24 protein-coding genes and 1 pseudogene are annotated in these 23508 nt (G+C 73.1%); 12 read left to right on the forward strand and 13 right to left on the reverse strand.

All coding sequences use genetic code 11. The features are described from left to right. Positions 1-150: 150 nt before the first annotated feature. Positions 151-2193 (reverse strand): FAD-dependent oxidoreductase, encoded by a 2043-nt coding sequence (locus ACFQ87_RS07590; protein WP_380609645.1) that lies wholly within the window; start codon positions 2191-2193, stop codon positions 151-153. 213 nt (positions 2194-2406) lie between these two features. Here ACFQ87_RS07590 and ACFQ87_RS07595 point away from each other — a divergent pair, with 213 nt between their 5' ends. Continuing rightward, positions 2407-3639, forward strand: a complete 1233-nt coding sequence (locus ACFQ87_RS07595) for a monooxygenase (RefSeq protein WP_380609646.1) — start codon at positions 2407-2409, stop codon at positions 3637-3639. A gap of 68 nt (positions 3640-3707) precedes the next feature. Here ACFQ87_RS07595 and ACFQ87_RS07600 read toward each other — a convergent pair whose 3' ends face one another. Next, entirely contained in the window at positions 3708-4283 is a 576-nt protein-coding gene (locus ACFQ87_RS07600) for a TerD family protein (RefSeq protein WP_380609647.1), read from the reverse strand. 245 nt (positions 4284-4528) lie between these two features. Here ACFQ87_RS07600 and ACFQ87_RS07605 point away from each other — a divergent pair, with 245 nt between their 5' ends. The 4 genes from ACFQ87_RS07605 to ACFQ87_RS07620 all read left to right on the forward strand — a co-directional run bounded on the left by ACFQ87_RS07605 (position 4529) and on the right by ACFQ87_RS07620 (position 5975). Further along, positions 4529-4822, forward strand: a complete 294-nt coding sequence (locus tag ACFQ87_RS07605; RefSeq protein WP_380609648.1) for a hypothetical protein — start codon at positions 4529-4531, stop codon at positions 4820-4822. 86 nt (positions 4823-4908) lie between these two features. After that, positions 4909-5322, forward strand: coding sequence for a hypothetical protein (locus tag ACFQ87_RS07610; protein ID WP_380609649.1), 414 nt, complete (start codon positions 4909-4911; stop codon positions 5320-5322). Positions 5323-5437: 115 nt separating this feature from the next. After that, positions 5438-5626 (forward strand): CopG family transcriptional regulator, encoded by a 189-nt coding sequence (locus ACFQ87_RS07615; protein WP_380609650.1) that lies wholly within the window; start codon positions 5438-5440, stop codon positions 5624-5626. A gap of 1 nt (position 5627) precedes the next feature. Next, entirely contained in the window at positions 5628-5975 is a 348-nt protein-coding gene (locus ACFQ87_RS07620; RefSeq protein ID WP_380609651.1) for a VOC family protein, read from the forward strand. A 72-nt stretch (positions 5976-6047) separates the two neighbouring features. Here ACFQ87_RS07620 and ACFQ87_RS07625 read toward each other — a convergent pair whose 3' ends face one another. Beyond that, on the reverse strand, positions 6048-7664 hold the full coding sequence (locus ACFQ87_RS07625) for a glycerol-3-phosphate dehydrogenase/oxidase (RefSeq protein ID WP_380609652.1): 1617 nt from the start codon (positions 7662-7664) through the stop codon (positions 6048-6050). Beyond that, a complete protein-coding gene (locus tag ACFQ87_RS07630) occupies positions 7661-8260 on the reverse strand; it encodes a TetR/AcrR family transcriptional regulator (RefSeq protein WP_380609653.1) in 600 nt (199 codons plus the stop codon). The genes ACFQ87_RS07625 and ACFQ87_RS07630 overlap by 4 nt, the downstream gene beginning before the upstream one ends. A gap of 20 nt (positions 8261-8280) precedes the next feature. On the opposite strand from ACFQ87_RS07630, the gene ACFQ87_RS07635 reads away from it, so the two are divergent. From ACFQ87_RS07635 to ACFQ87_RS07645, 3 genes are read left to right on the forward strand one after another with little or no spacing between them, the layout of a single operon-like run. Continuing rightward, positions 8281-9903: an FAD-binding oxidoreductase gene (locus tag ACFQ87_RS07635; RefSeq protein WP_380609654.1), complete on the forward strand. Its 1623-nt coding sequence runs from the start codon at positions 8281-8283 to the stop codon at positions 9901-9903. A 5-nt stretch (positions 9904-9908) separates the two neighbouring features. Continuing rightward, complete coding sequence (locus ACFQ87_RS07640) at positions 9909-10808, forward strand: diacylglycerol kinase (RefSeq protein WP_380609692.1); 900 nt, start codon at positions 9909-9911, stop codon at positions 10806-10808. 38 nt (positions 10809-10846) lie between these two features. Next, on the forward strand, positions 10847-11293 hold the full coding sequence (locus ACFQ87_RS07645; RefSeq protein WP_380609655.1) for a hypothetical protein: 447 nt from the start codon (positions 10847-10849) through the stop codon (positions 11291-11293). Here ACFQ87_RS07645 and ACFQ87_RS07650 read toward each other — a convergent pair. The 4 genes from ACFQ87_RS07650 to ACFQ87_RS07665 form a co-directional block, all read right to left on the reverse strand. Next, entirely contained in the window at positions 11277-11735 is a 459-nt protein-coding gene (locus tag ACFQ87_RS07650) for a hypothetical protein (RefSeq protein ID WP_380609656.1), read from the reverse strand. The genes ACFQ87_RS07645 and ACFQ87_RS07650 overlap by 17 nt on opposite strands. Before the next feature lie 196 nt (positions 11736-11931). Further along, positions 11932-12846, reverse strand: a complete 915-nt coding sequence (locus tag ACFQ87_RS07655; RefSeq protein ID WP_380609657.1) for a DUF6891 domain-containing protein — start codon at positions 12844-12846, stop codon at positions 11932-11934. Between the two features lie 52 nt (positions 12847-12898). Further along, complete coding sequence (locus ACFQ87_RS07660) at positions 12899-13423, reverse strand: GNAT family N-acetyltransferase (protein WP_380609658.1); 525 nt, start codon at positions 13421-13423, stop codon at positions 12899-12901. A 105-nt stretch (positions 13424-13528) separates the two neighbouring features. Continuing rightward, complete coding sequence (locus ACFQ87_RS07665) at positions 13529-13945, reverse strand: ester cyclase (RefSeq protein ID WP_380609659.1); 417 nt, start codon at positions 13943-13945, stop codon at positions 13529-13531. Positions 13946-14121: 176 nt separating this feature from the next. Here ACFQ87_RS07665 and ACFQ87_RS07670 point away from each other — a divergent pair, with 176 nt between their 5' ends. After that, the gene (locus ACFQ87_RS07670) at positions 14122-14541 is read left to right on the forward strand and encodes a hypothetical protein (protein WP_380609660.1); all 420 of its coding nucleotides are present in this window, start codon (positions 14122-14124) and stop codon (positions 14539-14541) included. Here the strand turns inward: ACFQ87_RS07670 and ACFQ87_RS07675 are convergent. Next, positions 14510-15262: a helix-turn-helix domain-containing protein gene (locus tag ACFQ87_RS07675; protein ID WP_380609661.1), complete on the reverse strand. Its 753-nt coding sequence runs from the start codon at positions 15260-15262 to the stop codon at positions 14510-14512. The two genes, ACFQ87_RS07670 and ACFQ87_RS07675, sit on opposite strands and share 32 nt — an antisense overlap. An 85-nt stretch (positions 15263-15347) precedes the next feature. On the opposite strand from ACFQ87_RS07675, the pseudogene ACFQ87_RS07680 reads away from it, so the two are divergent. Beyond that, positions 15348-16323: pseudogene (locus tag ACFQ87_RS07680) on the forward strand (LLM class flavin-dependent oxidoreductase). Here the strand turns inward: ACFQ87_RS07680 and ACFQ87_RS07685 are convergent. The 4 genes from ACFQ87_RS07685 to ACFQ87_RS07700 form a co-directional block, all read right to left on the reverse strand. Then, on the reverse strand, positions 16301-17659 hold the full coding sequence (locus ACFQ87_RS07685; RefSeq protein WP_380609662.1) for a DUF2252 domain-containing protein: 1359 nt from the start codon (positions 17657-17659) through the stop codon (positions 16301-16303). The pseudogene ACFQ87_RS07680 and the gene ACFQ87_RS07685 overlap by 23 nt on opposite strands. 125 nt (positions 17660-17784) lie before the next feature. Further along, positions 17785-19356 (reverse strand): multicopper oxidase family protein, encoded by a 1572-nt coding sequence (locus ACFQ87_RS07690; RefSeq protein WP_380609663.1) that lies wholly within the window; start codon positions 19354-19356, stop codon positions 17785-17787. Then, positions 19353-19826, reverse strand: a complete 474-nt coding sequence (locus tag ACFQ87_RS07695) for a hypothetical protein (RefSeq protein WP_380609664.1) — start codon at positions 19824-19826, stop codon at positions 19353-19355. Before ACFQ87_RS07695 ends, ACFQ87_RS07690 begins: the two co-directional genes overlap by 4 nt. Positions 19827-20216: 390 nt before the next feature. Beyond that, the gene (locus tag ACFQ87_RS07700; protein ID WP_380609665.1) at positions 20217-21500 is read right to left on the reverse strand and encodes a vanadium-dependent haloperoxidase; all 1284 of its coding nucleotides are present in this window, start codon (positions 21498-21500) and stop codon (positions 20217-20219) included. Positions 21501-21934: 434 nt separating this feature from the next. Between ACFQ87_RS07700 and ACFQ87_RS07705 the strand changes: the two genes are divergently transcribed. Both ACFQ87_RS07705 and ACFQ87_RS07710 read left to right on the forward strand, forming a co-directional pair. Further along, a complete protein-coding gene (locus ACFQ87_RS07705) occupies positions 21935-22537 on the forward strand; it encodes a sigma-70 family RNA polymerase sigma factor (RefSeq protein WP_380609666.1) in 603 nt (200 codons plus the stop codon). Positions 22538-22562: 25 nt separating this feature from the next. Beyond that, positions 22563-23363: an anti-sigma factor family protein gene (locus ACFQ87_RS07710; protein ID WP_380609667.1), complete on the forward strand. Its 801-nt coding sequence runs from the start codon at positions 22563-22565 to the stop codon at positions 23361-23363. Positions 23364-23508: the final 145 nt, after the last annotated feature.

The raw sequence follows: 23508 nt of genomic DNA on the forward strand, positions 1-23508 counted from the left end.
GGGGGGGGGGGAAGGGACACGGGTCTCAGGGGGGGGGGGGGGGGGGGGGGGGGGGGGGGGGTTGGGGGGGGGGGGGGGGGGGGGGGGGGGGGCGGGGGGGGTGGTGCGCTGCGTCCCCGGCACGCCGAGTGGTGGCCCGGCCACCTGGGGTCAGATGCTCGCGGCCAGCTCGGTGCCCTGCTTGATCGCCCGCTTGGCGTCCAGCTCGGCGGCCACGTCGGCGCCGCCGATCAGGTGCGCCGCCACGCCGCGCTCGCGCAGCGCCTCGTACAGGTCGCGGCGCGGCTCCTGGCCGGTGCACAGCACCACGGTGTCCACGGGCAGGAGTTGGCGCTCGCCGTCCACGGTGAAGTGCAGCCCGGCGTCGTCGATCAGGTCGTAGCCGGCGCCGGCGACCATGGTGACACCGCGGTGCTTGAGCTCGGTGCGGTGGATCCAGCCGGTGGTCTTGCCGAGCCCGGCGCCGACCTTGGTGGTCTTGCGCTGCAGCAGGTGGACGCTGCGCGGGGGCTTCGGCCGCTCGGGGGCGCGCAGTCCGCCGCGCTCGTGGTACCCCGGGTCGATGCCCCACTTGGCCTGGAACACCGGCGGGTTGAGGCTGGCCTGGTCGCCCTGGTCGGTGAGGAACTCGGCCACGTCGAAGCCGATCCCGCCCGCGCCGAGGATGGCGACCCGCTCGCCGACGGCCGCGCCGTCGCGCAGCACGTCCAGGTAGCCGAGCACGCTGGGGTGGTCGATTCCCGGGATGTCGACGGGGGTTCGGGGCGTGACGCCGGTCGCGAGGACGATCTCGTCGAAGCCCTCGGCGGTGAGCTGCTCGGCGGTCACGACGGCGCCGAGGCGCTGGGTGACGGCCAACTCGGCCAGCCGGGTGCGGTAGTAGCGCAGCGTCTCGTCGAACTCCTCCTTGCCGGGGATTCGCCGGGCGATGTTCAGCTGCCCGCCGATCGCGTCGGCGGCGTCGAACAGGGTGACGTCGTGGCCGCGTTCGGCGGCGGAGACGGCGAACGCGAGCCCGGCCGGTCCGGCCCCGACTACGCCGATGCGCTTGCGCAGCTTGGTGGGCGAGAGCACGAGTTCGGTCTCGTGGCAGGCGCGCGGGTTGACCAGGCAGGACGTGATCTGGAGGCTGAAGGTGTGGTCCAGGCAGGCCTGGTTGCAGCCGATGCAGGTGTTGATGGAGTCGGCGCGGCCGCCCTGCGCCTTGTTGACGAACTCGGCGTCGGCGAGCAGCGGACGGGCCATCGAGACCAGGTCGGCGCAGCCGTCGGCGAGCAACTGCTCCGCGATCTCGGGGGTGTTGATGCGGTTGGTGGTGACCAGCGGGATGCCGACCTTGCCCATGACCCGCTTGGTGACCCAGGCGAAGGCGCCGCGCGGCACGGAGGTCGCGATGGTGGGGATGCGGGCCTCGTGCCAGCCGATGCCGGTGTTGATGATGGTCGCGCCGGCCGCCTCGACGGCCTGGGCGAGCTGGACCACCTCGTCCAGGGTGGAGCCGCCGGGTACCAGGTCGAGCATGGAGAGCCGGTAGACGATGATGAAGTCCTCGCCGACCCGCTCGCGGACCCGGCGGACGATCTCCACCGGGAAGCGCATCCGGCGCTCGTACGGGCCGCCCCACTCGTCCTCGCGGCGGTTGGTGGCAGCGACGATGAACTCGTTGATCAGGTAACCCTCGGAGCCCATGATCTCGACGCCGTCGTAGCCGGCCCGGCGGGCGAGCTCGGCGCAGCGGGCGAAGTCCTCGACGGTCTGCTCGACCTGCTCGGCGGTGAGCTCGTTGGGCACGAAGGGGCTGATCGGGGCCTGCAGGGCACTGGGGGCGACCAGGTCGCGGTGGTAGGCGTAGCGGCCGAAGTGCAGGATCTGCAGGGCTATCCGCCCGCCGGCCGCGTGCACGGCGTCGGTGACCACCCGGTGCCTGTCGGCCTCCTCCTCGGTGGTCAGCATCGCGCCGCCCTCCCAGGGGCGCCCGGCCTCGTTGGGGGCGATGCCACCGGTGACGATCAGGCCGACGCCGCCTCGGGCGCGCTCGGCATAGAAGGCGGCCATCCGCTCGTAGCCGCCGGGGGCCTCCTCCAGGCCGACGTGCATCGAGCCCATGATCACGCGGTTGGGCAGGGTGGTGAAGCCGAGGTCGAGCGGGCTGAGCAGGTGCGGGTAGCTGCTGCTGCCGGGCGTGGAGCTCATCGACGTCTCCTGAGGGGGCGGCCGGTGGGAATTGTTACCGCAGGGTAGGGGACGGTCGAGGCGCTATGCAACTAGTTGCATAGCCGGGCGCGGGGAAAGCACGGGAGGAAGCGCGGGAGGAGCCGTACCGCCCCCGCGCCCCGCCGGGCGGCGTATCGTCGTGTTCCGACGTCGCGGGACTCGTGAGAGGGGGCGACCGTGCGGGGTGGCTCGGTGGCCGTGGTCGGGGGCAGCATCGCCGGAAGCGCGTTCGCCGGCGCCGCCGCCCGGCTGGGCGCGGAACGGGTCGTGGTGCTGGAGCGCAGCCCCGGCCGACTGGAGGACCGCGGCCTGGGAATCTGCACCCACAACGACCGCTTCGCCGAACTGGTCGACGCCGGACACCTCGCCCCGGACACCCGCCGCCACCGCCTCACCGTGCGCAGCTGGGTCACCCGGGAGCCGGCCGGCGGGGGCGACGGCCCGGACGGGCGCGGGCGGCTGCTCTGGGCCCAGCCGTTCCCGTTCCACTCCCACCACTGGGCCGTGCTCTGGCAGGCCCTGCGGGAACGGACACCCGACACGGTGGAGTACCGGCTGGACACCACCGTCGCGGCGGTCGGCGGCGACCACGGCGGCGGGTGGGTCGAATCGGCGGACGGCGCCCGTACGCCGTACGACCTGGTGATCGGTGCGGACGGTTACCGGTCGGTGGTCCGCGCCGCGGTCTGCCCGCAGGCCGTGCCCGAATATGCCGGGTACGTGTGCTGGCGCGGCAGCTACGACTGCGCGCTGCTGGCCGAACTGCCCGGCGGGGCCTCGGTCTGGCCCGAGGAGGAGTGCATCACCGTCTGCTACCGCGGCGGCCAGGTCGTGATCTACCGCATCCCCGGACTCGCCCCCGGGAGCACACAGGTGAACTGGGTCTTCTACACGCCCACCCCGGACTGGCTGCGCCTGGACGGCCCGGCCGCCGTCGCGGCGGGCTCCCTCACCGACGGACAGCTGGACGGGCTCCGGCGGTTCGCATGGCGGCACCTGCCGCCGTACTGGGCCGGCGTGGTCGCGCTGACTCCGCGCGAACGGACCCTGCTGCAGCCCGTCTACGACCTTGCGACCCCGCGCCGTACGGCCGGCCGGCTGCTCATCGGCGGGGACGCGGCGACCATCGTCCGCCCGCACAACACCAGCGGCGCGGTGAAGGCACTGCAGGACGCGCACGCCTTCGAGCAGGCCGGGCGACGGCTCGACGACAGGTCCTGGTCGTCCCTGCTGGCAGAGTACGACCGTGAAACCAGCGCGGCCGGGCTGGCGTTGGTGGACCTGGGCCGCACGCTCGGCCGGGCACAGGTCGCCGAGGCCCCGGACTGGTCGACCATGGACGAGCCGGCGATGACCGCCTGGTGGCGGGACCAGCTCACCGGCAGCGGGGGTTTCGGCGGCCACGCCCTCGGACGGACCGACTGAGCCGGTCCACCTGGGCGGACCGGCTCGGCCGGACGACCGCCGAACCCCCCGTCAGATCACTGCGTGGATCAGACGTTCACGCCGTAGTCGGTGGCGATGCCGCGCAGGCCGGAGGCGTAGCCCTGGCCTATGGCGCGGAACTTCCACTCGGCGCCGTTGCGGTACAGCTCGCCGAAGACCATCGCGGTCTCGGTCGAGGCGTCCTCACTGAGGTCGTAGCGGGCGATCTCCTGGCCGTTGGCCTGGTTGACGATCCGGATGAAGGCGTTGCGGACCTGGCCGAAGTTCTGCAGCCGGGCGTCGGCGTCGTAGATCGACACCGGGAAGACGACCTTGGCGACGTCCGCCGGCACCCGCGACAGGTCGACCTTGATCTGCTCGTCGTCGCCGTCGCCGCCACCGGTCAGGTTGTCGCCGCTGTGCTCGACCGAACCCTCGGGGCTGCGCAGGTTGTTGAAGAAGACGAAGTGCTGGTCCGAGACCACCTTGCCGAGCGCGTTGCACAGCAGCGCACTGGCGTCCAGGTCGTAGTCGGCCCCGGTGGTGGTGCGCACGTCCCAGCCGAGACCCACGATCACGGCGCTCAGACCCGGCGCCTCCTTGCTCAGCGAGACGTTGCCGCCCTTGGCCAGCGAAACTCCCACAATGCCCTCCTCGGATCTCTCCCTGCGGACGAATCTACAACACTGTAGAGATCGCGAGAATCCGCCTGCAGACGGGCCCCGCCCCGGGGATTTCTCAGGGACGGGAACGGGAACCGCGGCCTCACCCCACGTCGTCGATGATGATCCGCAGCGCACCCCGGGCCACGGCCGCCCTAGACTGGCTCTGGCCGCTCTGTTCGCCTCGGCGGACTCGCCCTGATGCGAGGCCCTCGCGGGAGGTTCCCATGCGCCAGCGGTACAGCTTCCACGTCGACCGGGCCGGGCACTCCGTCACCGTCAACGTCCGCTCCGGCTGGATCACCGAGACCGAGCTACTGGTGGACGGCAAGGAGTGCGCCTTCCACCGTGTCCACGGCCACGGCAGCTACCCGCTGACGCTCTCCGGCCAGCTGCCCGAGGAGCCGCCGCAGCCGCTCGCCGTCACCCTCGACCGCACGGGCCGGGCGGACCACCCGCTCGGCTGCGTGCTGGCGGTCGCGGGCGGCGAGCAGCCGATGCCGGAGCGCACCGCGCGCTGAAGCCGCCCGCAGGGGTGGTTTGCGGACGAAAAGCCAGAAAACCTACAATCCTCCGTCCGCTTCCGCCCCTGCCCGAAGGCCTCCACATGACCTCCCCCACCGCCCCCGACGCCTTCGACGCCTTCGACGAGCTGCTGCGCGAGGTGATGGCCGACGCCGAGCGCTTCGGCCACCGCCAGCACGTCCGGCTCACCTGGCTCGCCGTCCGCCGCCACGGCGCCACCGCCGCGCTCGACCTGATCGGCGAGGGCATCCGGCGCACCGCCACCAAGGCCGGGGCGCCGCAGAAGTTCCACGTCACCATGACCCGGGCCTGGGTCGAGCTGGTGGCCCAGCACGCCGACGGCGCGGGCGACTTCGACGAGTTCGCCGCCCGCCACCCCGAGCTGCTCGACCGGGACCTGCTCACCCGCCACTACCGGCCCGAGACCCTGGCCGACGAGCGGGCGCGCACCGGCTGGGTCGAGCCGGACCTCGCCCCCTTCCCCCGGGCCCGCTGAGCCCGGACCGCGCTCCGAACGAGCCCCGACCGAGCCCGCCGGTTGCCCGACCGGCGGGCTCTCGCGCACTCACGGGGCTATCTTGCTAGCAATCTAGCCTGCTAGCATCCTTGCTGTGGGAGACGACGATGTGAAGCAGTTCAACGTGTACCTGCCGGTCGGCCTGATCAAGCAGGTCAAGTTCCGCGCCATCGAGTCGGAGCTGTCGCTCTCGGCGCTGGTCGCCGAGGCGCTGCGCGCCTATCTCGAAGCCCCCACCGCCCAGCACGAGCAACCGTTCGACGAATCCGTCCAGGAGGACTGAGATGACGACCGAAGGCATCGAAGCCGTGTTCATCGAGACCCACAACTGGGGCAAGTCCGCGAAGTTCTTCCAGAGCCTCGGCTACCAGCTGGAGTTCGAGACCGATCACAACTCCGGCCAGCTGCGCAACGGCGAGGGCCCGACCGTCTTCATCGCCGAGGTCCCCGCAGACCGGGAGACGCCGCTCCAGCTGGTGCTGAAGGTCGCCGACGCCGACGCGTTCCAGCCCGGTGAGGGCGTGGAGGTGGTGACGCCGTTCGAGGACACCCACTTCGGGACCAGGCTGATGACCGTCCGCGACCCCGACGGGCGGCTCTGGAACCTGCAGGCGCCGGCCAAGGCCCAGTAGCGGCAGGCCGCGCCCGAGGACGACTGCCAGGCCGGTACGGCGGACCAGCCGTACCGGCCGTCGGCGTCGCCGCTACTGCGGAGCGGTCTCCGAGGCGGCCTCCGCGACGATCTCCTCGACCGCCTTCCGGGCCCGCTCGGCGTCCGCCTTCACCAGGCCGATGCGGGTCCGGCGGTCGAGGACGTCGGCCGCGTCGAGCGCGCCCTCGTGGGTCACGGCGTAGGCGATCTCGGCGCGGGTCACGTCCAGGTCGTCCGCCACCGGCGCCGACTCCCCCGCTGCCAGCACCTCGTGGGCCGCGCCGCCGTACCGGGCGAGCAGCGAGGCGGGCACCGGGGCGGCCGGGACCGGGCGGCTGTCGCGGTGGCCGGGGGCGCCGACCAGCGGCAGGCGGGCCGTCCAGCAGGTGCGGGCGGGCAGGCCGCGCAGCCGGACGGCGGCGTCCACCGCGTCCTCGGCCATCCGCCGGTAGGTGGTGAGCTTGCCGCCGACCACGGTGACCACCCCGGACGGGGACTCCAGCACCGCGTGCTCCCGGGAGATGTCGGCGGTGTTCCCGCCCCCGGTGTCGATCAGCGGGCGCAGCCCGGCGTAGGCCCCGAGCACGTCCTGCCTGGTCAGCTCGGTGGCAAGGGCCGCGTTGACGGTGTCGAGGAGGAAGGTCAGCTCGGCCTCGGTGGGCTGCGGCTCGTCCGGGATCGAGCCCGGGGCGTCCTCGTCGGTCAGGCCGATCGCGACCCGGCCGAGCTGCTGCGGCAGGGCGAAGACGAAACGGCTGATGGAGCCGGGCACCGGCACGGTGAGCGCGGCGGTCGGGTGCCCCAGGGCCGCGGCGTCCACCAGCAGATGGGTACCCCGGCTGGGCCGCAGCTTGATCGAGGTGTCCACCTCGCCCGCCCACACCCCGGTGGCGTTGATGACCGCGCCCGCGGTGACGGTCAGCGTCTGGCCGGTCAGCGTGTCCACCAGCCGGGCCGAGGTCCCGGTGACGGACTCGGCCCGCACCCTGGTCAGCACGCTCGCGCCGTACTGCGCGGCGGTGCGCGCCAGGGCGACCACCAGCCGTGCGTCGTCCACGAGTTGGCCGTCGTGCGCGACCAGCGCCCCGCGCAGGCCGGCCGTCCGCACGCCCGGCACCAGCCGGCGGGTGCGGGCCGCGTCGACCCGGCGCACCCGGGGCAGCAGGGCGCCCGGCGTGCCGGCGCTGAGCCGCAGCGCGTCGCCGGCGTGGAAGCCCGCACGGATCAGCGAGGCCTGGCCGGGGCGCAGCAAGTCCGGGAGCAGCGGCACGAGTTGAGGCAGGGCGTGGACCAGGTGCGGGGCGGTGCGGGTCATCAGCACGCCGCGCTCGACCGCACTCTCCCGAGCCACCTTGACCCGACCGGAGGCGAGGTAGCGCAGGCCGCCGTGCACCAGCTTGGAGCTCCAGCGGCTCGTGCCGAAGGCGAGGTCACGGGCCTCGACCAGCACCGTGCGCAGGCCGCGCGAGGCGGCGTCCAGGGCCGCCCCGGCGCCGGTGACGCCGCCGCCGATCACCAGCAGGTCGATGCGCGGGTCGTCGGCGAGCGCTTCGAGCTCGAACGTCCGGCGGGCGGCGTTGAGTCGGCTGGTTCCGGCGAAGGGGCCGACGGAGGGACCGGCCGAGGGGCCGGCGGACGAACCGGGGTGGGAACCGGCGGTGGGCGTCATGGCGCGAGGTATCCGTTCAGTGCTCTGGCCAGTTCACGCCGCCAGGCCGCCTCGGGCAGCAGGGAGGCGACCATGCGGTGCGACTGGACGGTGGACTGGGCGATCAGCAGGACCATGGCCGCCAGTTCGGTCGGCTCACCGGCCCGGATCGAGCCGCCGGCCTGCCCCTGCTCGATGCCGGTGCGCAGCGCCTCCAGCAGGCCGCGCTGGCTGGCGCCGAGCCGCTCGACCACGTACTGGAGCAGCAGGTCGGAGTCGTCGGAGTGGAGCAGGGCGCCGAGCACCGGGTGGTCGCGCAGCCGGACGGAGACCTCGACCACCCGCTCCACCAGCGTCTCCCGGTCGTGGACGTCCAGCGCGGCGCCCTCCAGGGTGGCCAGGATCTCCCGGGTGAGCAGCGCCCCGATCACTGCCCGGACGTCCGGCCAGCGCCGGTAGACGGTCGGGCGGCTGACCCCGGCGCGGCGCGCGATCTCCGCCAGCTGGGTCCGGCGGGCGCCGAAATGGACGATCAGGTCGGCGGCGGCGTCCAGGATCGCGTCGTCGGTGCTGCGGGGTTGCTGGGCCTCGGCGGGCTCGACGTTACTACTTGACATGATGTGTGAAACTGTAACGCATGGCACCTGAGACGCAAGCGGGACCGGCGAACGCCGCGCTGCCGCTCCCCCCGATGAAGTGGGACGCCTGGGGCGACCCGGCCCTCGCCAAGGAGCTGTCCGCGGACATCAAGGGACTGCTCGCCGCCGCCCTCGGGGTCACCGGCGACGCCGCCCCCGGTCCCAGCGCCGAGGAGGTCGTACTGCGTCCCTCCCGGATCACCGCCGAGGACCTCAAGGCGCTGGCCGCCGCCGTCGGCGAGGCGCACGTCAGCGCCGCCGACGCCGACCGTCTGCCGCGCGCCGGCGGCAAGTCCACCCCCGACCTGCTGCGCCGCCGCAGCCGCGAACCGCAGGACGCCCCCGACGCCGTGGTGGTGCCCGGCAGCGAGCAGGAGATCGCCGCCGTCCTGGCCGTCTGCGCCGAACGCCGTATCGCCGTCGTCCCGTTCGGCGGCGGCACCAGCGTGGTCGGCGGCCTCGACCCCGAGCGCGGTGCCCTCCAGGCCGTCGTCTCGCTCGACCTGCGCCGCTTCGACCAGCTGATCGACCTGGACGAGACCTCCGGCGAGGCCGTCCTCGGCGCCGGCCTCACCGGCCCGGCCGCCGAAGCCCTGCTCGCCGAGCGCGGCTGGGAACTCGGCCACTACCCGCAGAGCTTCCGCTACGCCACCATCGGCGGCTTCGCGGCCACCCGCTCCTCCGGCCAGGACTCCGCCGGGTACGGGCGCTTCGACGAGATGGTCCGCGGCCTGCGCGTGATCACCCCCGTCGGTGTGCTGGACCTCGGCCGCGCCCCCGCCTCCGCCGCGGGCCCCGACCTGCGCCAGCTCTTCCTCGGCTCCGAGGGCGCCCTCGGCGTGATCACCGCCGTGCGGCTGCGCGTGCACCCGCTGCCCGCCGTCAAGGCGTACGAGGCGTGGAGCTTCCCCGACTTCGCCACCGGCACGGCCGCGCTGCGCGCCGTCGAGCAGCAGGGCACCGGCCCGACCGTGATCCGGCTCTCCGACGAGGCCGAGACCATGGTCAACCTCGCCATGACCGAGCAGATCGGCGACGCCCCGACGGTCAGCGGCTGCCTGGCCGTCACCGTCTTCGAGGGCGACGCCGCCCAGGTCGCCACCCGCCGGCAGCTCACCCGCGAGGTCCTGCTCGCCGCCGGCGGCACCTCGCTCGGCGAGGAACCCGCCCGGGCCTGGGAGCACGGCCGGTTCAACGCCCCGTACCTGCGCGACTCCCTGCTCAGCGCGGGCGCGCTGTGCGAGACCCTGGAGACGGCGGCCGGCTGGAGCGGGTTGGCCCGGCTCCGGACGGCCGTCACCGAGGCGCTCACCGGGGCCCTGCCCGGCGCGCTCGTGCTCTGCCACATCTCGCACGTCTACCCGACCGGCGCCTCGCTCTACTTCACCGTCGTCGCCGCCCTCGGCGAGGACCCGCTCAGCCGCTGGGGCGTCGCCAAGCGCGCCGCCGGGGACGCCATCCTCGGCGCGGGCGGCACCATCACCCACCACCACGCGGTCGGCGCCGACCACCGGCCCTGGATGACCGAGGAGATCGGTGACCTGGGCGTGCGCATCCTGCGCGCCGTCAAGGCCGAACTCGACCCGGCGGGCATCCTCAACCCGGGCAAGCTGATCCCGTGACCGGCATGAGAACCGTCCGCAGGGTCGCCGTTCTCACCAACCCGGCGGCGGGCATCGGCCACGCCGAACCCGCCGCCCGCCGGGCCGTCGCCCGCCTGCGCGCCCTCGGCGTCGAGGTCGAACCGCAGGCCGGGCGCTCCGCCGAGGACGCCGTCCGCCTGGCCCGCGAGGCCGCGGCGGGCGGCGTGGACGCGCTGGTCGTGGTCGGCGGCGACGGCATGGTCAACCTCGCCCTCCAGGCCCTGGCCGGCACCCCCGTCCCGCTCGGCGTGATACCGGCCGGCACCGGCAACGACCACGCCCGCGAGTACGGCCTGCCGATCGCCGCCCCCGAGGCCGCCGCCGACGTCGTCGTCGCCGGTCGGGTGCGCGGCGTCGACCTCGGCCGGATCACCGGCCCGGACGACACCGTCCGCTGGTACGGCTCCGTCCTCGCCACCGGTTTCGACTCGCTGGTCAGCGACCGCGCCAACCGGCTGCGCTGGCCGCGCGGCCGGATGCGCTACAACCTCGCCATCCTCGCCGAGTTCGCCAACCTGCGCCCGCTGCCGTTCCGGATCACCCTCGCCGACGGCACCGTCATCGAACGCGACCTGACGCTGGCCGCCGTCGGCAACACCCGCAGCTACGGCGGCGGCATGCTGATCTGCCCCTCCGCCCTCCCGGACGACGGCCTGCTCGACGTCACCCTGGTCGACGCCATGCCCCGACTGCGGATCGCCCGCTTCTTCCCCACCCTCTTCAAGGGCACCCACATCAGCCACCCGGAGGTCACCACCCTGCGCACGGAGTCCCTGCGGATCGAGTCCCCGGGCATCACCGCCTACGCCGACGGCGAGTTCATCGCGGCCCTGCCGGTCGAGGTCACCGTGGTACGGGAGGCACTGCGGTTGCTCGTGCCGTAAGCGGCCCGGCCGCCCGGGGGCTCGGGTACGGTCCCGGGGTGACAACACCCCTCCCCGCCTGCCGGGCGCACGGCCCCGGTCTCGACCCGGCGGCCCTGGTCGGCCGCACGCTGACCCGGATCGTCGCCGCCTGGCACGTGTACGAGGGCCGGCTGGACCCGATCCCGGCCGACCTCTGGCTCATCGACGACCGGGGCGAGGCCACCCGGCTCGCCAGCGGGACGGACTGGTGCCTGGAGGTCGAGGCCTCCGCGCCGTACGAGGGCTACGACATGGGCGAATGGGGCCGCATCGAGGTCGGACCGGCCGATGCCGAAACGGCCTTCGCCCGCCACCTCGGCCGGCCCGTCCTCGCCGCCCGCGAGGAGCACGAGCCGACGACCGGGCGCATGGCGCTGGAACTCGACTTCCCCGACGGCACCGTCCGCTGCGAGAGCTACGCCGGCGAGCTGATCGTGCGCGCCGTGCTCACAGGTGCGCCCTGATCTGCCGGACCGGGTGACCGAGCGCGGCGCCGATCGCCGCCAACTCCGGCTCGGCGAACCAGAGGCACTCCGGGTTCCACACCTCGATCTCGAACCGGGCGAAGCCGCACGGCCAGTCGTACTCCAGCACGTCCAACATCGTTTCGGCGCCGCAGCACGGTGCCGTCACAGCGAGCGTCGCGAAGCCTTCCTCGGCGTGCTCCTCCAGCAGGTTGCCCCACCAGCTCGGGGCAACCGAGCCGCCGCAGTGCGGGCAGCCGATCCGCTCCAGGTTCTCCCCGCAGTCGACCACCGCCGTCCGCTCGTGCCGGGTCACCTCCACCTCGGCGCCGTCGTCCTCCCGGAGCAGCTCCGCGACCACCGCCACGGCCCGCTCCGCGGCGGCCGGCTCCGGCTGCCACTGCGGGTCGGTCGGGATCACCGACACCACGTCATCACTCACCGCGAACCTCGGCTCCGTCCGCACCAAGTTGGCCGCCGGCCTTCCGGTCCGCCGCGATCACCTGCCGCCGTACGCCCCTCGGCAACTCCCGCCACAGCTGCCGGGCGTTGCTCCGCGGCACCTGCCCCGGCTCCAGCACGAGACCCACTCCTCCCCCGAACACGCCGCCGACCCTAATGCCCCGGCCGTCCAGGCTTCACCCCACCAGGCGGCGACGCCACAGCAGCGGGCGTATCTCGACCGCGTCGGACGGGTCGCCGCTCCACACCGTCGGCAGGCCGACGGCCGTGAGGGCGGCGACCACCTCCTCGCCGACCGCCTTGGTGGTCGCCGCCGAACCGTCGAAGCCGCCGTAGAGCAGCGAGAGGCCGTGCCCGACGGCAGCGGACTCGGTGCACTGGAGGTGGAAGTAGACGAAACCCCGGGCCTCCGGCTCCCCCTCCGCGCCGATCTCGGCCTGGCCGCAGGAGCGGCAGCAGGTGAAGTGCTCCCGCGCGGTGATGCCGGTCTCCTCCAGGGCGGCGAAGGCACGGGCGAGGCGCTCCGGATCCGTCTCGCCGATCCAGCCGCTCTGCTCGCCGACCCGCTCCAGCCACAGCCGGTCGGCGAGCTGCTCGGCCTGCGCCCGGGAGACCGGGCGGCGCTCGCCCGACACCAGGTGCTCCTCCGCCTGCTCGGCGAGCCGGGCGCGGTCGGTGTAGCCGCAGGCCAGGGTCAGCCGCAGCTGGTCCTCCAACTCCCGCCGCTCGTCCGCCTCCAGCACCAGGGCGGGCACGGGCTCCGGCGGCCCGAAGTCGAGCGGCGCCCAGTCCAGGCCGTCACCCCAGCCCGGCTCCTGGCGCGCCCACCCCGTCATCGCCGCGACCATCGGCTCCGGCCCGTCCACCCGCACCTCGAAGTGCCGGGCGGCGGAGCCGTCGCGGTGCTCCAGCGTGTAGTCGCCGCCGTCCTTGTGACACATCTGGATGTACACGTCCGGCAGGTCCGGTATCCGCTGCACGACGAGGAAGGAGTCGGCCCCCGCGCCGATGCGCCGGACCAGCCCGGCCAGTTCCTCCGCGGTCACCCTCAGGTGCCGCGTGTCGTTCGTCCGCACCGTGATCGACAGCATGCGGTCACCCTTGCACGGACCACTGACACGATCGGCACCGGCCCCTGACGACTCAGGCCCGGTCCTCCCGCCGCAGACGGAACACCACATTGCGATCCCCCTCGGCGTCGTCGAAGTCCTCGGCCGGGTCATGCGACATCCCGAGGCGCCGCATCACGGCCTGGGAGCGCAGGTTGGCGGCGGCGGTGAGGGCGAGGACCTCGGAGAGGTCGAGCGTGTCGAAGCCGTACGCGAGGACGGCGCGGGCCGCCTCCGTCGCGTAGCCGTGGCCCCAGGCGGAGCGCGCCAGACGCCAGCCGATCTCGACCCCGCCGACCAGGTCCTGCTCCTCGACGTCGTCCAGGCCGACGAAACCGACGAACTCGCCGCTGTCCCGCACCTCGACGGCCAGCCACCCGTACCCGCGCTTCTCGATCACCGCCTCGTACCGCGCCACCGAGGCGTCGCTCTGCTCGCGGGTGAGGATGCCGCCGAGGTGCTCGCGGATCTCCGGGTCGGCGTTCATCGCGGCCCAGGGTTCGAGGTCGGCCTCCCGCCAGCGGCGGATCAGCAAGCGGTCGGTGCGCAGTTCGTTCATGCCGCCAACCCAACGGCACCACGCCCGCCCGGGCAAGCGAAAAACGGGGTGCTTCGGAGACGGAGGCTGCGGCAGCCCACCGGCCGCCCGGAGCGCGATCCCGGCTCACAGCCGGATGCCGCCGAGCTGCCGGATCATGGTGAGGTCGTCGCGGATCGCCCAGCGCTCAGCGATCCGGCCTTCCCTCAGCCGGTACGCGAAGGCGACGTCCCGGGCGTAGTCCCCGCTGTGGGTGGGGAAGCCGAGGAAATCGCCGCCCGCCCAGTGGCCGGCTCGCAGGCCGAACTGGACGACCAGGTCGTCCTCGGCGACGGTGCGGCAGCTGCGCCAGTGGTCGTCCTCGAACTGCCGGGCCGTCGTGGTCAGGAACTCCCGGATGCCGGCGAGGCCGGCGGGCCGGCCGGGGGCGAGGGCGTGGTTGACCAGGTCCGGTGTGCAGAACTCGTCCAGCCGGCTGACGTCCCCGGCCCGGACCAGGGCGTCGAAGCCGTCCACGATCTGCTTGTTGACCTCGGCGCTCATGACGTCCACCTCCTGCGGGCAGCGGCCAAGGACTCCCCCGCTCTCGACGTTCCCACGGACGCCGTACGCGTTCCACCCGGGAGCGACGGCCATTCCCCGGCGGGAATTGTCCGGTCGCGGCGCCGATTCGAGGATGGGGCGCACAGTGACCGACCGAACCCGTGAAGGAGCCGGCCATGACCAGCAGCGCCCAGCTACTCGCCGACCGTTACGCCGCCTTGTGGACCGAGCCCGACGCCGATGAGCGGCGGAAGGCGATCGAGCGGCTGTGGACCGAGGACGGCGTGCACCTCGTCCACCCGCCGGAGGGGATCCGCGAGGAGGCCGCCCGGGTGGGCTTCCCGGAGCCGGTGCTCGAAGCGCGCGGCTACCGGGAGCTGGAGTCCCGCGTCGCCCGCGCGTACCAGGAGTTCGTGGCGCCCGGGGAGTTCACCTTCCGGGCCCGGCCGGACGCCGTACGGCTGCGCGACGCGGTCCGCTTCACCTGGGAGATGGTGCCGGCCGGCGGCGGTGAGGCGGTGGGCGGCGGTGTGGAGTTCGTCGTCCTGGACGCCGATGGGCGGATCACCGCCGACTACCAGTTCCCCGGGCTCTGACCAGCAGCTCCGCGGTCCGGGCGTCGGCGGGCAGGAAGGCCTCCAACTTCAGCTCGGCGAGCGTCACGTCGACGGCGGTGGCGAAGGTGGTCACCGTGGTCATCAAGTGCAGCTCGCCGAGCGCGGTCCGCAGCTCCAGCGGCACCGCGAAGCCCAAGTGCTGTTCCCCCACCGCCGTTTCGGGCACGTATGACCTCAACTCCTCGTGCAGTTCGCCGAGATGGCGGGTGCGCTCGACGATGTGCCGGGCCCAGGCGGCGAAGTTGAGGATGCGCGGCGCGAGGCCGTCCGGGTGCAGGGCGAGCCGGTAGGCGTTGGTGCCGGGCCCGACCAGGCGCGGGTCGGCGCCCTCGGTGATCACGTCCAGTGCCTCGTTGGCCGCGACCACGTCGCCGCGCCGGTCCACCACCACGGCGGGGTACGGCAGGTGGCCGGCCAGGATGTGGTCGATCGCCGCCCGGACCGGCGCCAGTTGCGGCCCGTCCAGTGGCGTCTCCGGGTAGACGGGGGCGTAACCGGCCGCCAGCAGCAGCTCGTTGCGTTCCCGCAGCGGCAGGTCGAGTGACTCGGCGAGGCGTACGACCATGCCCCGCCCGGGCACCGAGCGGCCGGACTCGATGAAGCTGAGGTGCCGCTGGGTGGTGCCCGCTCGGGTGGCGAGGTCGAGCTGACTGATCCGGCTGCCGGTACGGCGCTCGCGCAGCGCCCGGGGGAAGTCCACGCCCCATTTCTATCCGGGCCCGGTGCCACCCGCCATTCCCCCCGGGGAATTGAGTCCATTCACCGCGACGAGAAGGATCGACGGCATGGACATCGGTGTTTTCCTCCCCACCGGGCAGGACCAGTGGGCGCCCGTCGGCGATCCCCGCGACCTAATCGGATTCGCCTGCCGGGCAGAGCAGTTGGGCTTCGCCTCGCTGTTCGTCAACGACTCCCTGCTCACCCCGCGGATCGAGCCGCTCACCATGCTGGCCGCGGTCGCCCCGATGACCGAGCGGATCCGGCTGGGCACCGGCGCGCTGCTGCCGGTCCTGCGCCGCCCAGACCGCGCAGACCCTGGCCTCGGTGGACCAGCTCTCCGGCGGACGGCTGACCGTCGCGGTCGGCGCGGCCTTCCCCGGTCACTTCGGGCGGCCGCTGCACGAGCTGTCCCAGGTGCCGTGGGAGCGCCGCTTCGCCCGGCTGGACGAGACCGTCGCCCTCTGGCGGGCCCTGTGGGCGGGGGCGACGGAGTTCCACGGCGAGTTCCACTCCTTCCCCGAACTCCCGCCCACCACGAGGCCGTTCCTGCCGCAGGGGCCGCCGATCTGGCTCGGCGGCGCCACCCCGGCGGCGCTCGCCCGCACCGGGCGGCGGTACGACGGCTGGCTGCCCTACCCGCCCGATCCCGCCGACTACGCCACCGGTCTCGCCGCCGTCCGGCAGGCCACCCGCGAGGCCGGGCGCGCCCCGGAGGCCGTCACCCCCGCGCTCTTCGTCAACGTCCGGATCGACGAGGACCCCGAGGCGGCCCGCCGCACCATGGACGCCTACGTCCGGTCCAACTACGGCCTGCCGTTGGAGGAGGTGGAGCACATCCAGGCGATCGCCCTCGGCACCCCGGAACAGGTCGCCGTCACCCTGCGCCGCTACACCGAGGCGGGCGCCCGGCAGGTCGTCGCCCGGCTCGGCGCGCTGGAACTCAAGGGCCAATACGAGCAGTTGGAGAGGCTCGCGGACCTCGTGGCGCCCTCCGCGCGCGCCGCGTCGACCCCAGCCCTCACACGCCCCGCGTCGCGGTGACCCGCCCGGTCTCGATGGCCTCGACCAGCTCCGCGTGGTCGGCCGTCGTCCGGTCCGCGTACTTCAGCGCGAAGTCGGCGACCGCCTCGGCGAAGGTGTCGGCGCCGCCCAGGTAGCCGGCGATGGCGAGGCGGTCGCCGGTGCGGGCGTGGGCGCGGGCGAGGGTGCGCCCGCACAGGTCGGCGTAGGCGCGCAGGCCGGAGGGGGTCATCGAGTCCACCTCCACCGAGCCCTTCATGTCGCGCAGTTGGCGGCCGTAGAAGTGGCGCCCGTCCGGGCCGGTGGTCCAGCCGAGGAAGATGTCGCTGGCGGCCTGCATCAGGTGCTGCCCGGTGACCACCCGGCGTCCGCCGTGGTGGGCGGCGACCTCGGCGTCCACCCGGGTGGGCGGCAGGTGGTCCTCGAGCACCGACCGACCGGCCTCCTTGAGCTGCAGGAACAGCGGGTCGCGGCTGTCCCGGCCCTCCAGCAGGATGATGAAGCAGCGGGTGCCGACACTGCCGACGCCGACCACCTTCATCGCCGCGTCCACGAAGCGGTAGCGGTCCAGCAGCACCCGGCGGTCCTCGGCCAGGGCGGCCCGGTAGTCGCTGAACACCTTGACGATGCCGCGCAGTTCGGCCCGCTTCAGCTCCTCGATCAGCGGCGGCGAGCTGATGATCCGCCGCCGCCCGTCCCGCTCCTCGGTGAGCTTGCCGAAGGCCTGCAGGCTGGTGCTGCGCCGGGCGTGGGCGAGCTCGGCCTCCGCCTGACTGCGCCGCTTGGACCTGCCGACCAGCGGCAGCAGCTCGGCGGCGTCGATCCGGCTGTACCAGACGTCGAGTTCGCCCCTCCCGGCCAGCCCGCGCATCGCGGTGGCGTAGCTCTGGACGGCGGTGAGCGCGGCGCGCCGGGCCCGCTCGTCGCCGTGGCCGTTGTCCCGGGCGGCGACCGCGATGCTGGCGGCCAGGCGCTTGACGTCCCACTCGAAGGGCCCGGGGTAGGTCTCGTCGAAGTCGTTGACGTCGAAGAGCAGCGCGCGCTCCGGCGAGGCGTACACGCCGAAGTTCAACAGGTGGGCGTCCCCGCAGAGTTGGACGGTCAGGCCGGTGTCCGGGACGGCCGCGAGGTCGGCGGCCATGACCGCGGCGGCGCCGCGCAGGTAGGTGAACGGGCTGTCGGCCATCCGCCCGTAGCGGATCGGCAGCAGCCGGGTGACCCGGTCGGCGCCCTGCGCCTCCAGGACGCCGAGCGGGTCGGGCCGGTCCGCGGCCGGGATCCACCGACCGTGGTCGGAGCGGGAGACGCGCTCGCGCGCGGCCCGACCGGTGCGGCGGCGTTCGGCGGTGGTGGTCATGCGGCGGCTCCGTCCGTCACCAGGCAAGCTTCAACGAGTACACCTGACCGCGACGCTAGGACAAGAGTGCCGGAGGGCGCAGCACGCGACCTCCGGCACTCGGCCGATCGGGTGAGGCCGCCCGGTCATCCCACGGTGAAGTCGGCCATCATCGCCATGTCCTCGTGCTCCAGGTTGTGGCAGTGCATCATGTACGTCCCCGCGTAGTCGGTGAACCGCACCAGCACCTCCACCGCCTCGGCCGGGCGCAGGTCGACGGTGTCCTTCCAGCCCCCGTCCCACCGGCCGGGGTCCTTGCCGTTGCGCCCGATCACCTGGAAGTGGTCGAGGTGGAGGTGCACCGGGTGGTGCACGTCGGAGGAGAAGCGCCACCGTTCGACGCTGCCGAGCGCGGGGGTGGCGACGTTGCGCCCGGGCTCGTACGGGTCGCCGTTGATCGTCCAGCCGTCGTCGCGGCTGCGGCGGAACTTGAAGGCGCGGGTGGTGACGGCCGCCGAGGCGTCCAACTCCTCGACGGTGGACAGCTTGTCGGGCACCGTGGCGTCGTCGCTCACCGCCCGGGAGGAGACGTCGAAGCGCATCACCTCGGCCGTCCGCCCGCTGCCGAAGCGGTTGAGCAGTCGCACCTGGGTGCCGGGCTGGTAGCGGGAGAAGTCGACCACCACGTCGAAGCGTTCGGCGGGGGCGATCTCGATCGCGTCGTGGGCGAGCGGGGCGGCGAGCAGGCCGCCGTCGGAGCCGATCTGGACCAGCGCGTCGCCGCCGGAGGGCTGGGGGTCGAGTTCGAGCCGGTAGAGCCGGGTGTTGGAGGCGTTGAGCAGCCGCAGCCGGTAGTGCGCGCGGTCGACGTCCAGGCTTGGCCAGGGGGCGCCGTTGACCAGGATGACGTCGCCGAGCACGCCGTTCATGTAGTCGTCGGTGACGCCGGGCACGGCGAGCGCGGCATCGGTGGACGGGTACCGGAAGGAGCCGTCGGCGGCGAAGGAGCGGTCGGCGAGCATCAGCGGGAGGTCGCGCTCCCCGCGCGGCAGCGGCAGCGCGTCCTCCTCGTCGTCGTGGACCAGGTGGAAGCCGGACAGGCCGCGCCAGACGCCGGGGCCGGTGAAGCCCATGCGGTGGTCGTGGTACCAGAGGGTGGCGGCGCGCTGCTTGCACGGATAGGTGTGGGTCCGCTCGCCGACCACGTTGCGGCCCGTCGCGTGCCGCATCCCCGGCATGCCGTCCATGCTGCCCGCCGCAGCCGCGTCGGAGGCCCCCACCGGCAGCAGCAGGTCCACCGGGTAGCCGTCGCTGTCGGCCGGGGTGTGCCCGCCGTGCAGGTGGACCACGGACGGCACCGGCAGCTCGTTGCGGTGCTTGATCACCGCCGCCCGCCCGGACCGGGTGACCACCGTCGGCCCGGGGTAACTGCCGCCGTACGTCCAGGCCTCGGTCCGCACCCCGGGCAGGATCTCCAGCTCGGCGACCTTCTGGGTGATCTCGTAGTAGTCGTTGGTGCCGTCGGTGCGCACCGGCTGGAGCACGGCCGGCACCGGCAGCGGCACCTGGAAGGGCCCCGGCAGGTCGAGCTCGCTGCTGAGCAGCCGCCCGGGGCGGCCCTCGGCGAGCAGCCGGGCCGCCGAGGGGACGGCGACGGCGGCCAGCGCGCCCGCGCCGAAGACCGAGGCGCCGATGCCCAGGAACCGGCGGCGGTTCACTGGCTCACCTCCACCGGACCGCCGGGGCGCGGCAGCCGCCCACCGCCGTCCGCGCCGCTCTCGGACAGGGCCTCCCGGGCTGGCAGCGGCAGCCGCCAGGCACCGACCAGGCCGAACAGGATGCCGCTGACCAGCAGCACGCCCAGGGTGACGTGCACCCCGATCGCCCGGGTGTAGCCGACCACGATCTGGCCGACCACGGCGACGGCGAGCACGGCGGTGGTCCACAGCGGCCAGAGCGGGCCGTGGCCGGGCCGCCACACCAGGGCGGCCACCGCCAGCTGGAGCACGACCACGGTGCCGATCGTCATCGCGGTGCCCTCGTGGTCCTTGAGGGATTCGTAGGTGCCGTTGAGGAAGCTGCCGGCCAGCATGACCTGGAGCAGGGACAACAGCGCCAGCGTGGCGGTGGAGATGCGCAGCAGGATCAGCGGCCAGCGGGGCGCGGCGGCGGCAGGGGGACTGCTCATATCGGGTTACTCTCTGCTTCGACGGGTCGGGCGGGCGGGCGAGAGCGTAGCTGATCAACCGTCATGATCAGTTGAATCAAAGGAATTCGGCGGTGTCCACCACCCCGTTTGCGCCAGCCCACCGGGGTTTGTCACCCGTACGGACGAGGCCCTCGAGCGCGTCGGATCAGCCTGCGCGGCCGACGCCGGACCGGACGCGTTCGATCGACGACGATCCGTCGCCCTCTGCGGCTCCGGAGCGTGAGCGTGCCCGGCCCGGACGGCATGTCTTCCCGAACGCTTCGCCTCCGGCGAGTCCAGCGCCCTGATCCGCGGGGTCACACCCCGACGGCACGGCGCGCTTCGTGCTGAGCGCACTCGATGTTCGGCGCCGTGGCGTCGCGCGGACGGTCAGAGGTCGTGTGCCACGAACTCAGCTACCTGCATGCCGAGTTGCTGGCCAGCCCGGTTGTCGATGGAGGTGTGCTGGCCGGACCAGACCCGGCTGAGCCAGGCTTCGGTGGCGGCGTCCTGGAAGCCGGTGAAGGTTCGGGTGACGCCCTTCGAGGTCACCGTGAGCCGGTGCTGCGCACCGTAGATTCCGGCGAGCGTCGTTGCCGCCGCCTGGCTGAGGGCGCCGTGAGCGCCGGGGTAGGACGGGTCCGGGGCGGTCGGCAGGAGGGGGGTCCAGTTGGGATCGCCGACGATGCCCGGGTTGTCGTGCGAGTCGCCGAGCCGGATCGCGGTCACTGGCCGCCACACGTGGTAGGCGTACTTGGCGTCGTACATCGCGATCGCGGTGTCGGCGAGGGACAGGTCGAGCCGGGCGAAGACCCTCACCGCTTTCTCCAGGCTCGCGTTCTCGGAGGTGACAAGACCCTGCGCGACCTGGTTCCAGACGTTCCAGACGGGTGCCGCCGCCCAGAACTTCGCGGCCGCGGTCTGATCGGGAGTGCGGGTGGTACTGGTCTTGCTCCCCAGGCTCTTGACCTCGTTCAGGGCGGCGGCGTACTCGGCGGTGCCCACAGCCGGCGGCGCCGCCGGGCGGAACTGGCTTCCGCTCGCCATCACGAACGGCTTGACCGAGCCCCAGTTGGTGAACACCGGCGTGGGGAAGTCAGGCGGCGTGGGCCGGTAGTCGCCGGGCAGGCCGCCGGGAGTGAACCGCGGCGGCTTGGCCGAGGACCCGTCATCGGAGCGCAGACTGATCAGTTGGCGCGCGACCGCTGCTCCCACGCCGATGCCCGCCTGCTTGCCGGTGCCGTCGGCGATCGCCGACAACTGGCTGCTCAGCTGCCGGTCCACGCCTGCCCGCTTGGTGGGGTACAGGGCAACCAGCACATCGTGCGCCGCCTGGTCCGCCGCGACGTCCGCACGCGCGCCCTGAGGTGCCGGCACCGAGAACACGTACGGGGGGTCCGCCCGGGTGATCGACACCACCGCGTCGTACTCGGCGGCCTGGAGGAGCGCGAAGCTGCGCGTGGGCTGGACGGTGGGCGGTTGGGCTTTCGGGTCGCTCAGGATGGAGATGAGCTCGCGGTTCCACGCCACGACCGACGTCCCGGACGCGTTGGCGGCGGTGCTCGTGGTCGGTGGCACAGCGTCGATGGCGGTGGAACCGAAGGCCGGGCTGGTGAGTCCGGCCGCCAGCACGGTCCCGATCAGGACGGCGAGTGTCTTCTGCTTTCCACACATTTCAGTGGCTCCTTCTCACCGGCGGCGGACCGTGGCAACAGGTGGCCGTAACGCTCGGGCCACTCGGGTGCATCACTTGGGCCGCTGCGGACCAGGGAGTACAGGTACATGGGTGCGGGTGTGTGCTCTCTACTGATCAGCCCGCGATGAAGGCGGGCGGGGGTCGGTCATTCGCTTGATGTGTCCGCCGGTGGCTACCCGCGGGCAGCACCGGCTACGACGGCGCAGTCACTGTTCGTGACGGCGAGAAGCGCCTCGAGGGGCGGCGGAACCGCCTCGGTCATCTCGGCTCACTCCTTGCGGGATGGGGGGAAGGAGGGGATTCCGAGGATCGGTGCTCGTCAGGTTCCACGGGTACCGGCGGCTGTACGGTTCGGCATGTAAGCACCTTTTGCGAGATTTCACGGATTAGCGGTATATGCGATGATCGACTTATGCCGTGGAGTCTTCGGAACCGCGGTCCATCGAGTGAGCCGGATCGCTCCGGGGACCGTGTCTCTGGTACCGGGACCATCTCCCGCGCGGACGAGGAACTACTCCGCACCCTGTACGCGGAGCACGCCGGGCCGCTGCTCCACTTCGTCCTGCGACTGACCTCAGGAGACTGGCAATGGGCCGAGGATGTCGTGCAGGAGACACTGCTACGGGCCTGGCAGCACCCGGCGGCGTTCGACCCCGAGCGCGGACCGGCCCGGGCGTGGCTGTGCACGGTCGCCCGGAACCTGGTCATCGACGCCCACCGGGCCCGCCGGGCCAGGCCGACCGAGGTCGACGGGGAGGCGCTGGAACGGCTCGCGGCGCAGACGCCCGGAGAAGACGAAATCGAGCAGACGCTGCAGAGCTGGGCGGTGGCCGAGGCCATCCGGACCCTCTCCCCGGAACACCGGGCCGTGCTGCTGGAGACGTACTACAGAGGCCGGACGATGGTGGAGGCCGCGGAGGTGCTCGGCATTCCGGTAGGCACCGTGAAGTCGCGCACGTACTACGCCTTGAAGGCGCTGCGGCTGGCGCTCCAGGAACGGGGTCTCGAGCCGTGACAGCGTCGTGGAGGAGGTGCGGACCATGAACGGCGACCGTGACGCCATCCGGTTGTCCCTGGGCGGATACGTGCTGGGAACGCTCTCCCCGGCAGAGACGGAGCAGGTCCGCGCCCACCTCGCAGAATGCGCCGAGTGCCAGGCCGAGCATGCTGAACTGGCGGGACTGCCCGCGCTACTCGCAAGGGTCAGCGAGGCCGAGGCCGAGGCCACGGGCGAGGCACCGCCCGTGCCCAGCGAGGAACTGGCCGACCGGTTGGTGCAGCGGGCCGCCGCACGCGAGCAAGCGCAGCCGGAGCCTGCGGCCACTGCCGTGCCGGGCGTGCCGCAGCGAACCGAGCGAAGCCGGCTCGACCGGCTGCTCCAGCAGGCCGCGTCCCGACGTCGTACCGCCGTGCGGAGGCAACTGGTCGGGGTCGCAACCGCCGCGACACTCATCGCTGTGGCAGCGTCGGGCGGTACGTGGCTGGCCACCGTCGCGTCCACGAGCAGCCAGGTGGCCCAGCCCGCACCGACGTCACCCTCCCCGGTCCGCACCTTCTCCGGAACCGACCCCACCACCGGCGTGTCCGCCTCGGTTGAGGTCTCGCCCGCCGCCTGGGGCAGCGCCCTGCAGGTCTCGGCGAAGGGAGCGCCCACCGGGATCACCTGCAGCCTGCAAGCGGTCGGGATCACGGGCACCACAGCGACCGCCGCCACCTGGCAGGCCGGCGAGTACCCGGGTGGCGCCAAGATTTCCGGGACCGTGCCCATGTCCCCAGGAATGATCAGTCACTTCGACATCTACGCCGGCAACGGTCAGCGGCTGCTCACCGTCCCGGCGTGACGCCCCGGCCCGGTCTGCACCTCATGGCGGCCCTGTCCCGTGATCGGCGGTACTGAGCTTGATCGGGTGATGTCGGGGTCGTTCGGCTGACAGGCGCCGGACGGCTCCGGTAGCTGTTGGTTGTGAGATACGCGCAGGGCGGCGG

The sequence above is a fragment of the Kitasatospora sp. NPDC056531 genome, assembly GCF_042794375.1.
GTDB lineage: Bacteria > Actinomycetota > Actinomycetes > Streptomycetales > Streptomycetaceae > Kitasatospora.

What these genes read in the sequence shown, in the direction of transcription:
- ACFQ87_RS07695 (WP_380609664.1), bottom strand. Translation starts at nt 19,826, where the DNA reads ATGAGCAGTCCCCCTGCCGCCGCCGCGCCCCGCTGGCCGCTGATCCTG.
- ACFQ87_RS07665 (WP_380609659.1), bottom strand. Translation starts at nt 13,945, where the DNA reads ATGAGCGCCGAGGTCAACAAGCAGATCGTGGACGGCTTCGACGCCCTG.
- ACFQ87_RS07610 (WP_380609649.1), top strand. Translation starts at nt 4,909, where the DNA reads ATGACCTCCCCCACCGCCCCCGACGCCTTCGACGCCTTCGACGAGCTG.
- ACFQ87_RS07635 (WP_380609654.1), top strand. Translation starts at nt 8,281, where the DNA reads ATGGCACCTGAGACGCAAGCGGGACCGGCGAACGCCGCGCTGCCGCTC.
- ACFQ87_RS07655 (WP_380609657.1), bottom strand. Translation starts at nt 12,846, where the DNA reads ATGCTGTCGATCACGGTGCGGACGAACGACACGCGGCACCTGAGGGTG.
- ACFQ87_RS07670 (WP_380609660.1), top strand. Translation starts at nt 14,122, where the DNA reads ATGACCAGCAGCGCCCAGCTACTCGCCGACCGTTACGCCGCCTTGTGG.
- ACFQ87_RS07660 (WP_380609658.1), bottom strand. Translation starts at nt 13,423, where the DNA reads ATGAACGAACTGCGCACCGACCGCTTGCTGATCCGCCGCTGGCGGGAG.
- ACFQ87_RS07640 (WP_380609692.1), top strand. Translation starts at nt 9,909, where the DNA reads ATGAGAACCGTCCGCAGGGTCGCCGTTCTCACCAACCCGGCGGCGGGC.
- ACFQ87_RS07625 (WP_380609652.1), bottom strand. Translation starts at nt 7,664, where the DNA reads ATGACGCCCACCGCCGGTTCCCACCCCGGTTCGTCCGCCGGCCCCTCG.
- ACFQ87_RS07685 (WP_380609662.1), bottom strand. Translation starts at nt 17,659, where the DNA reads ATGACCACCACCGCCGAACGCCGCCGCACCGGTCGGGCCGCGCGCGAG.
- ACFQ87_RS07620 (WP_380609651.1), top strand. Translation starts at nt 5,628, where the DNA reads ATGACGACCGAAGGCATCGAAGCCGTGTTCATCGAGACCCACAACTGG.
- ACFQ87_RS07705 (WP_380609666.1), top strand. Translation starts at nt 21,935, where the DNA reads ATGCCGTGGAGTCTTCGGAACCGCGGTCCATCGAGTGAGCCGGATCGC.
- ACFQ87_RS07710 (WP_380609667.1), top strand. Translation starts at nt 22,563, where the DNA reads ATGAACGGCGACCGTGACGCCATCCGGTTGTCCCTGGGCGGATACGTG.
- ACFQ87_RS07630 (WP_380609653.1), bottom strand. Translation starts at nt 8,260, where the DNA reads ATGTCAAGTAGTAACGTCGAGCCCGCCGAGGCCCAGCAACCCCGCAGC.
- ACFQ87_RS07605 (WP_380609648.1), top strand. Translation starts at nt 4,529, where the DNA reads ATGCGCCAGCGGTACAGCTTCCACGTCGACCGGGCCGGGCACTCCGTC.
- ACFQ87_RS07590 (WP_380609645.1), bottom strand. Translation starts at nt 2,193, where the DNA reads ATGAGCTCCACGCCCGGCAGCAGCAGCTACCCGCACCTGCTCAGCCCG.
- ACFQ87_RS07700 (WP_380609665.1), bottom strand. Translation starts at nt 21,500, where the DNA reads ATGTGTGGAAAGCAGAAGACACTCGCCGTCCTGATCGGGACCGTGCTG.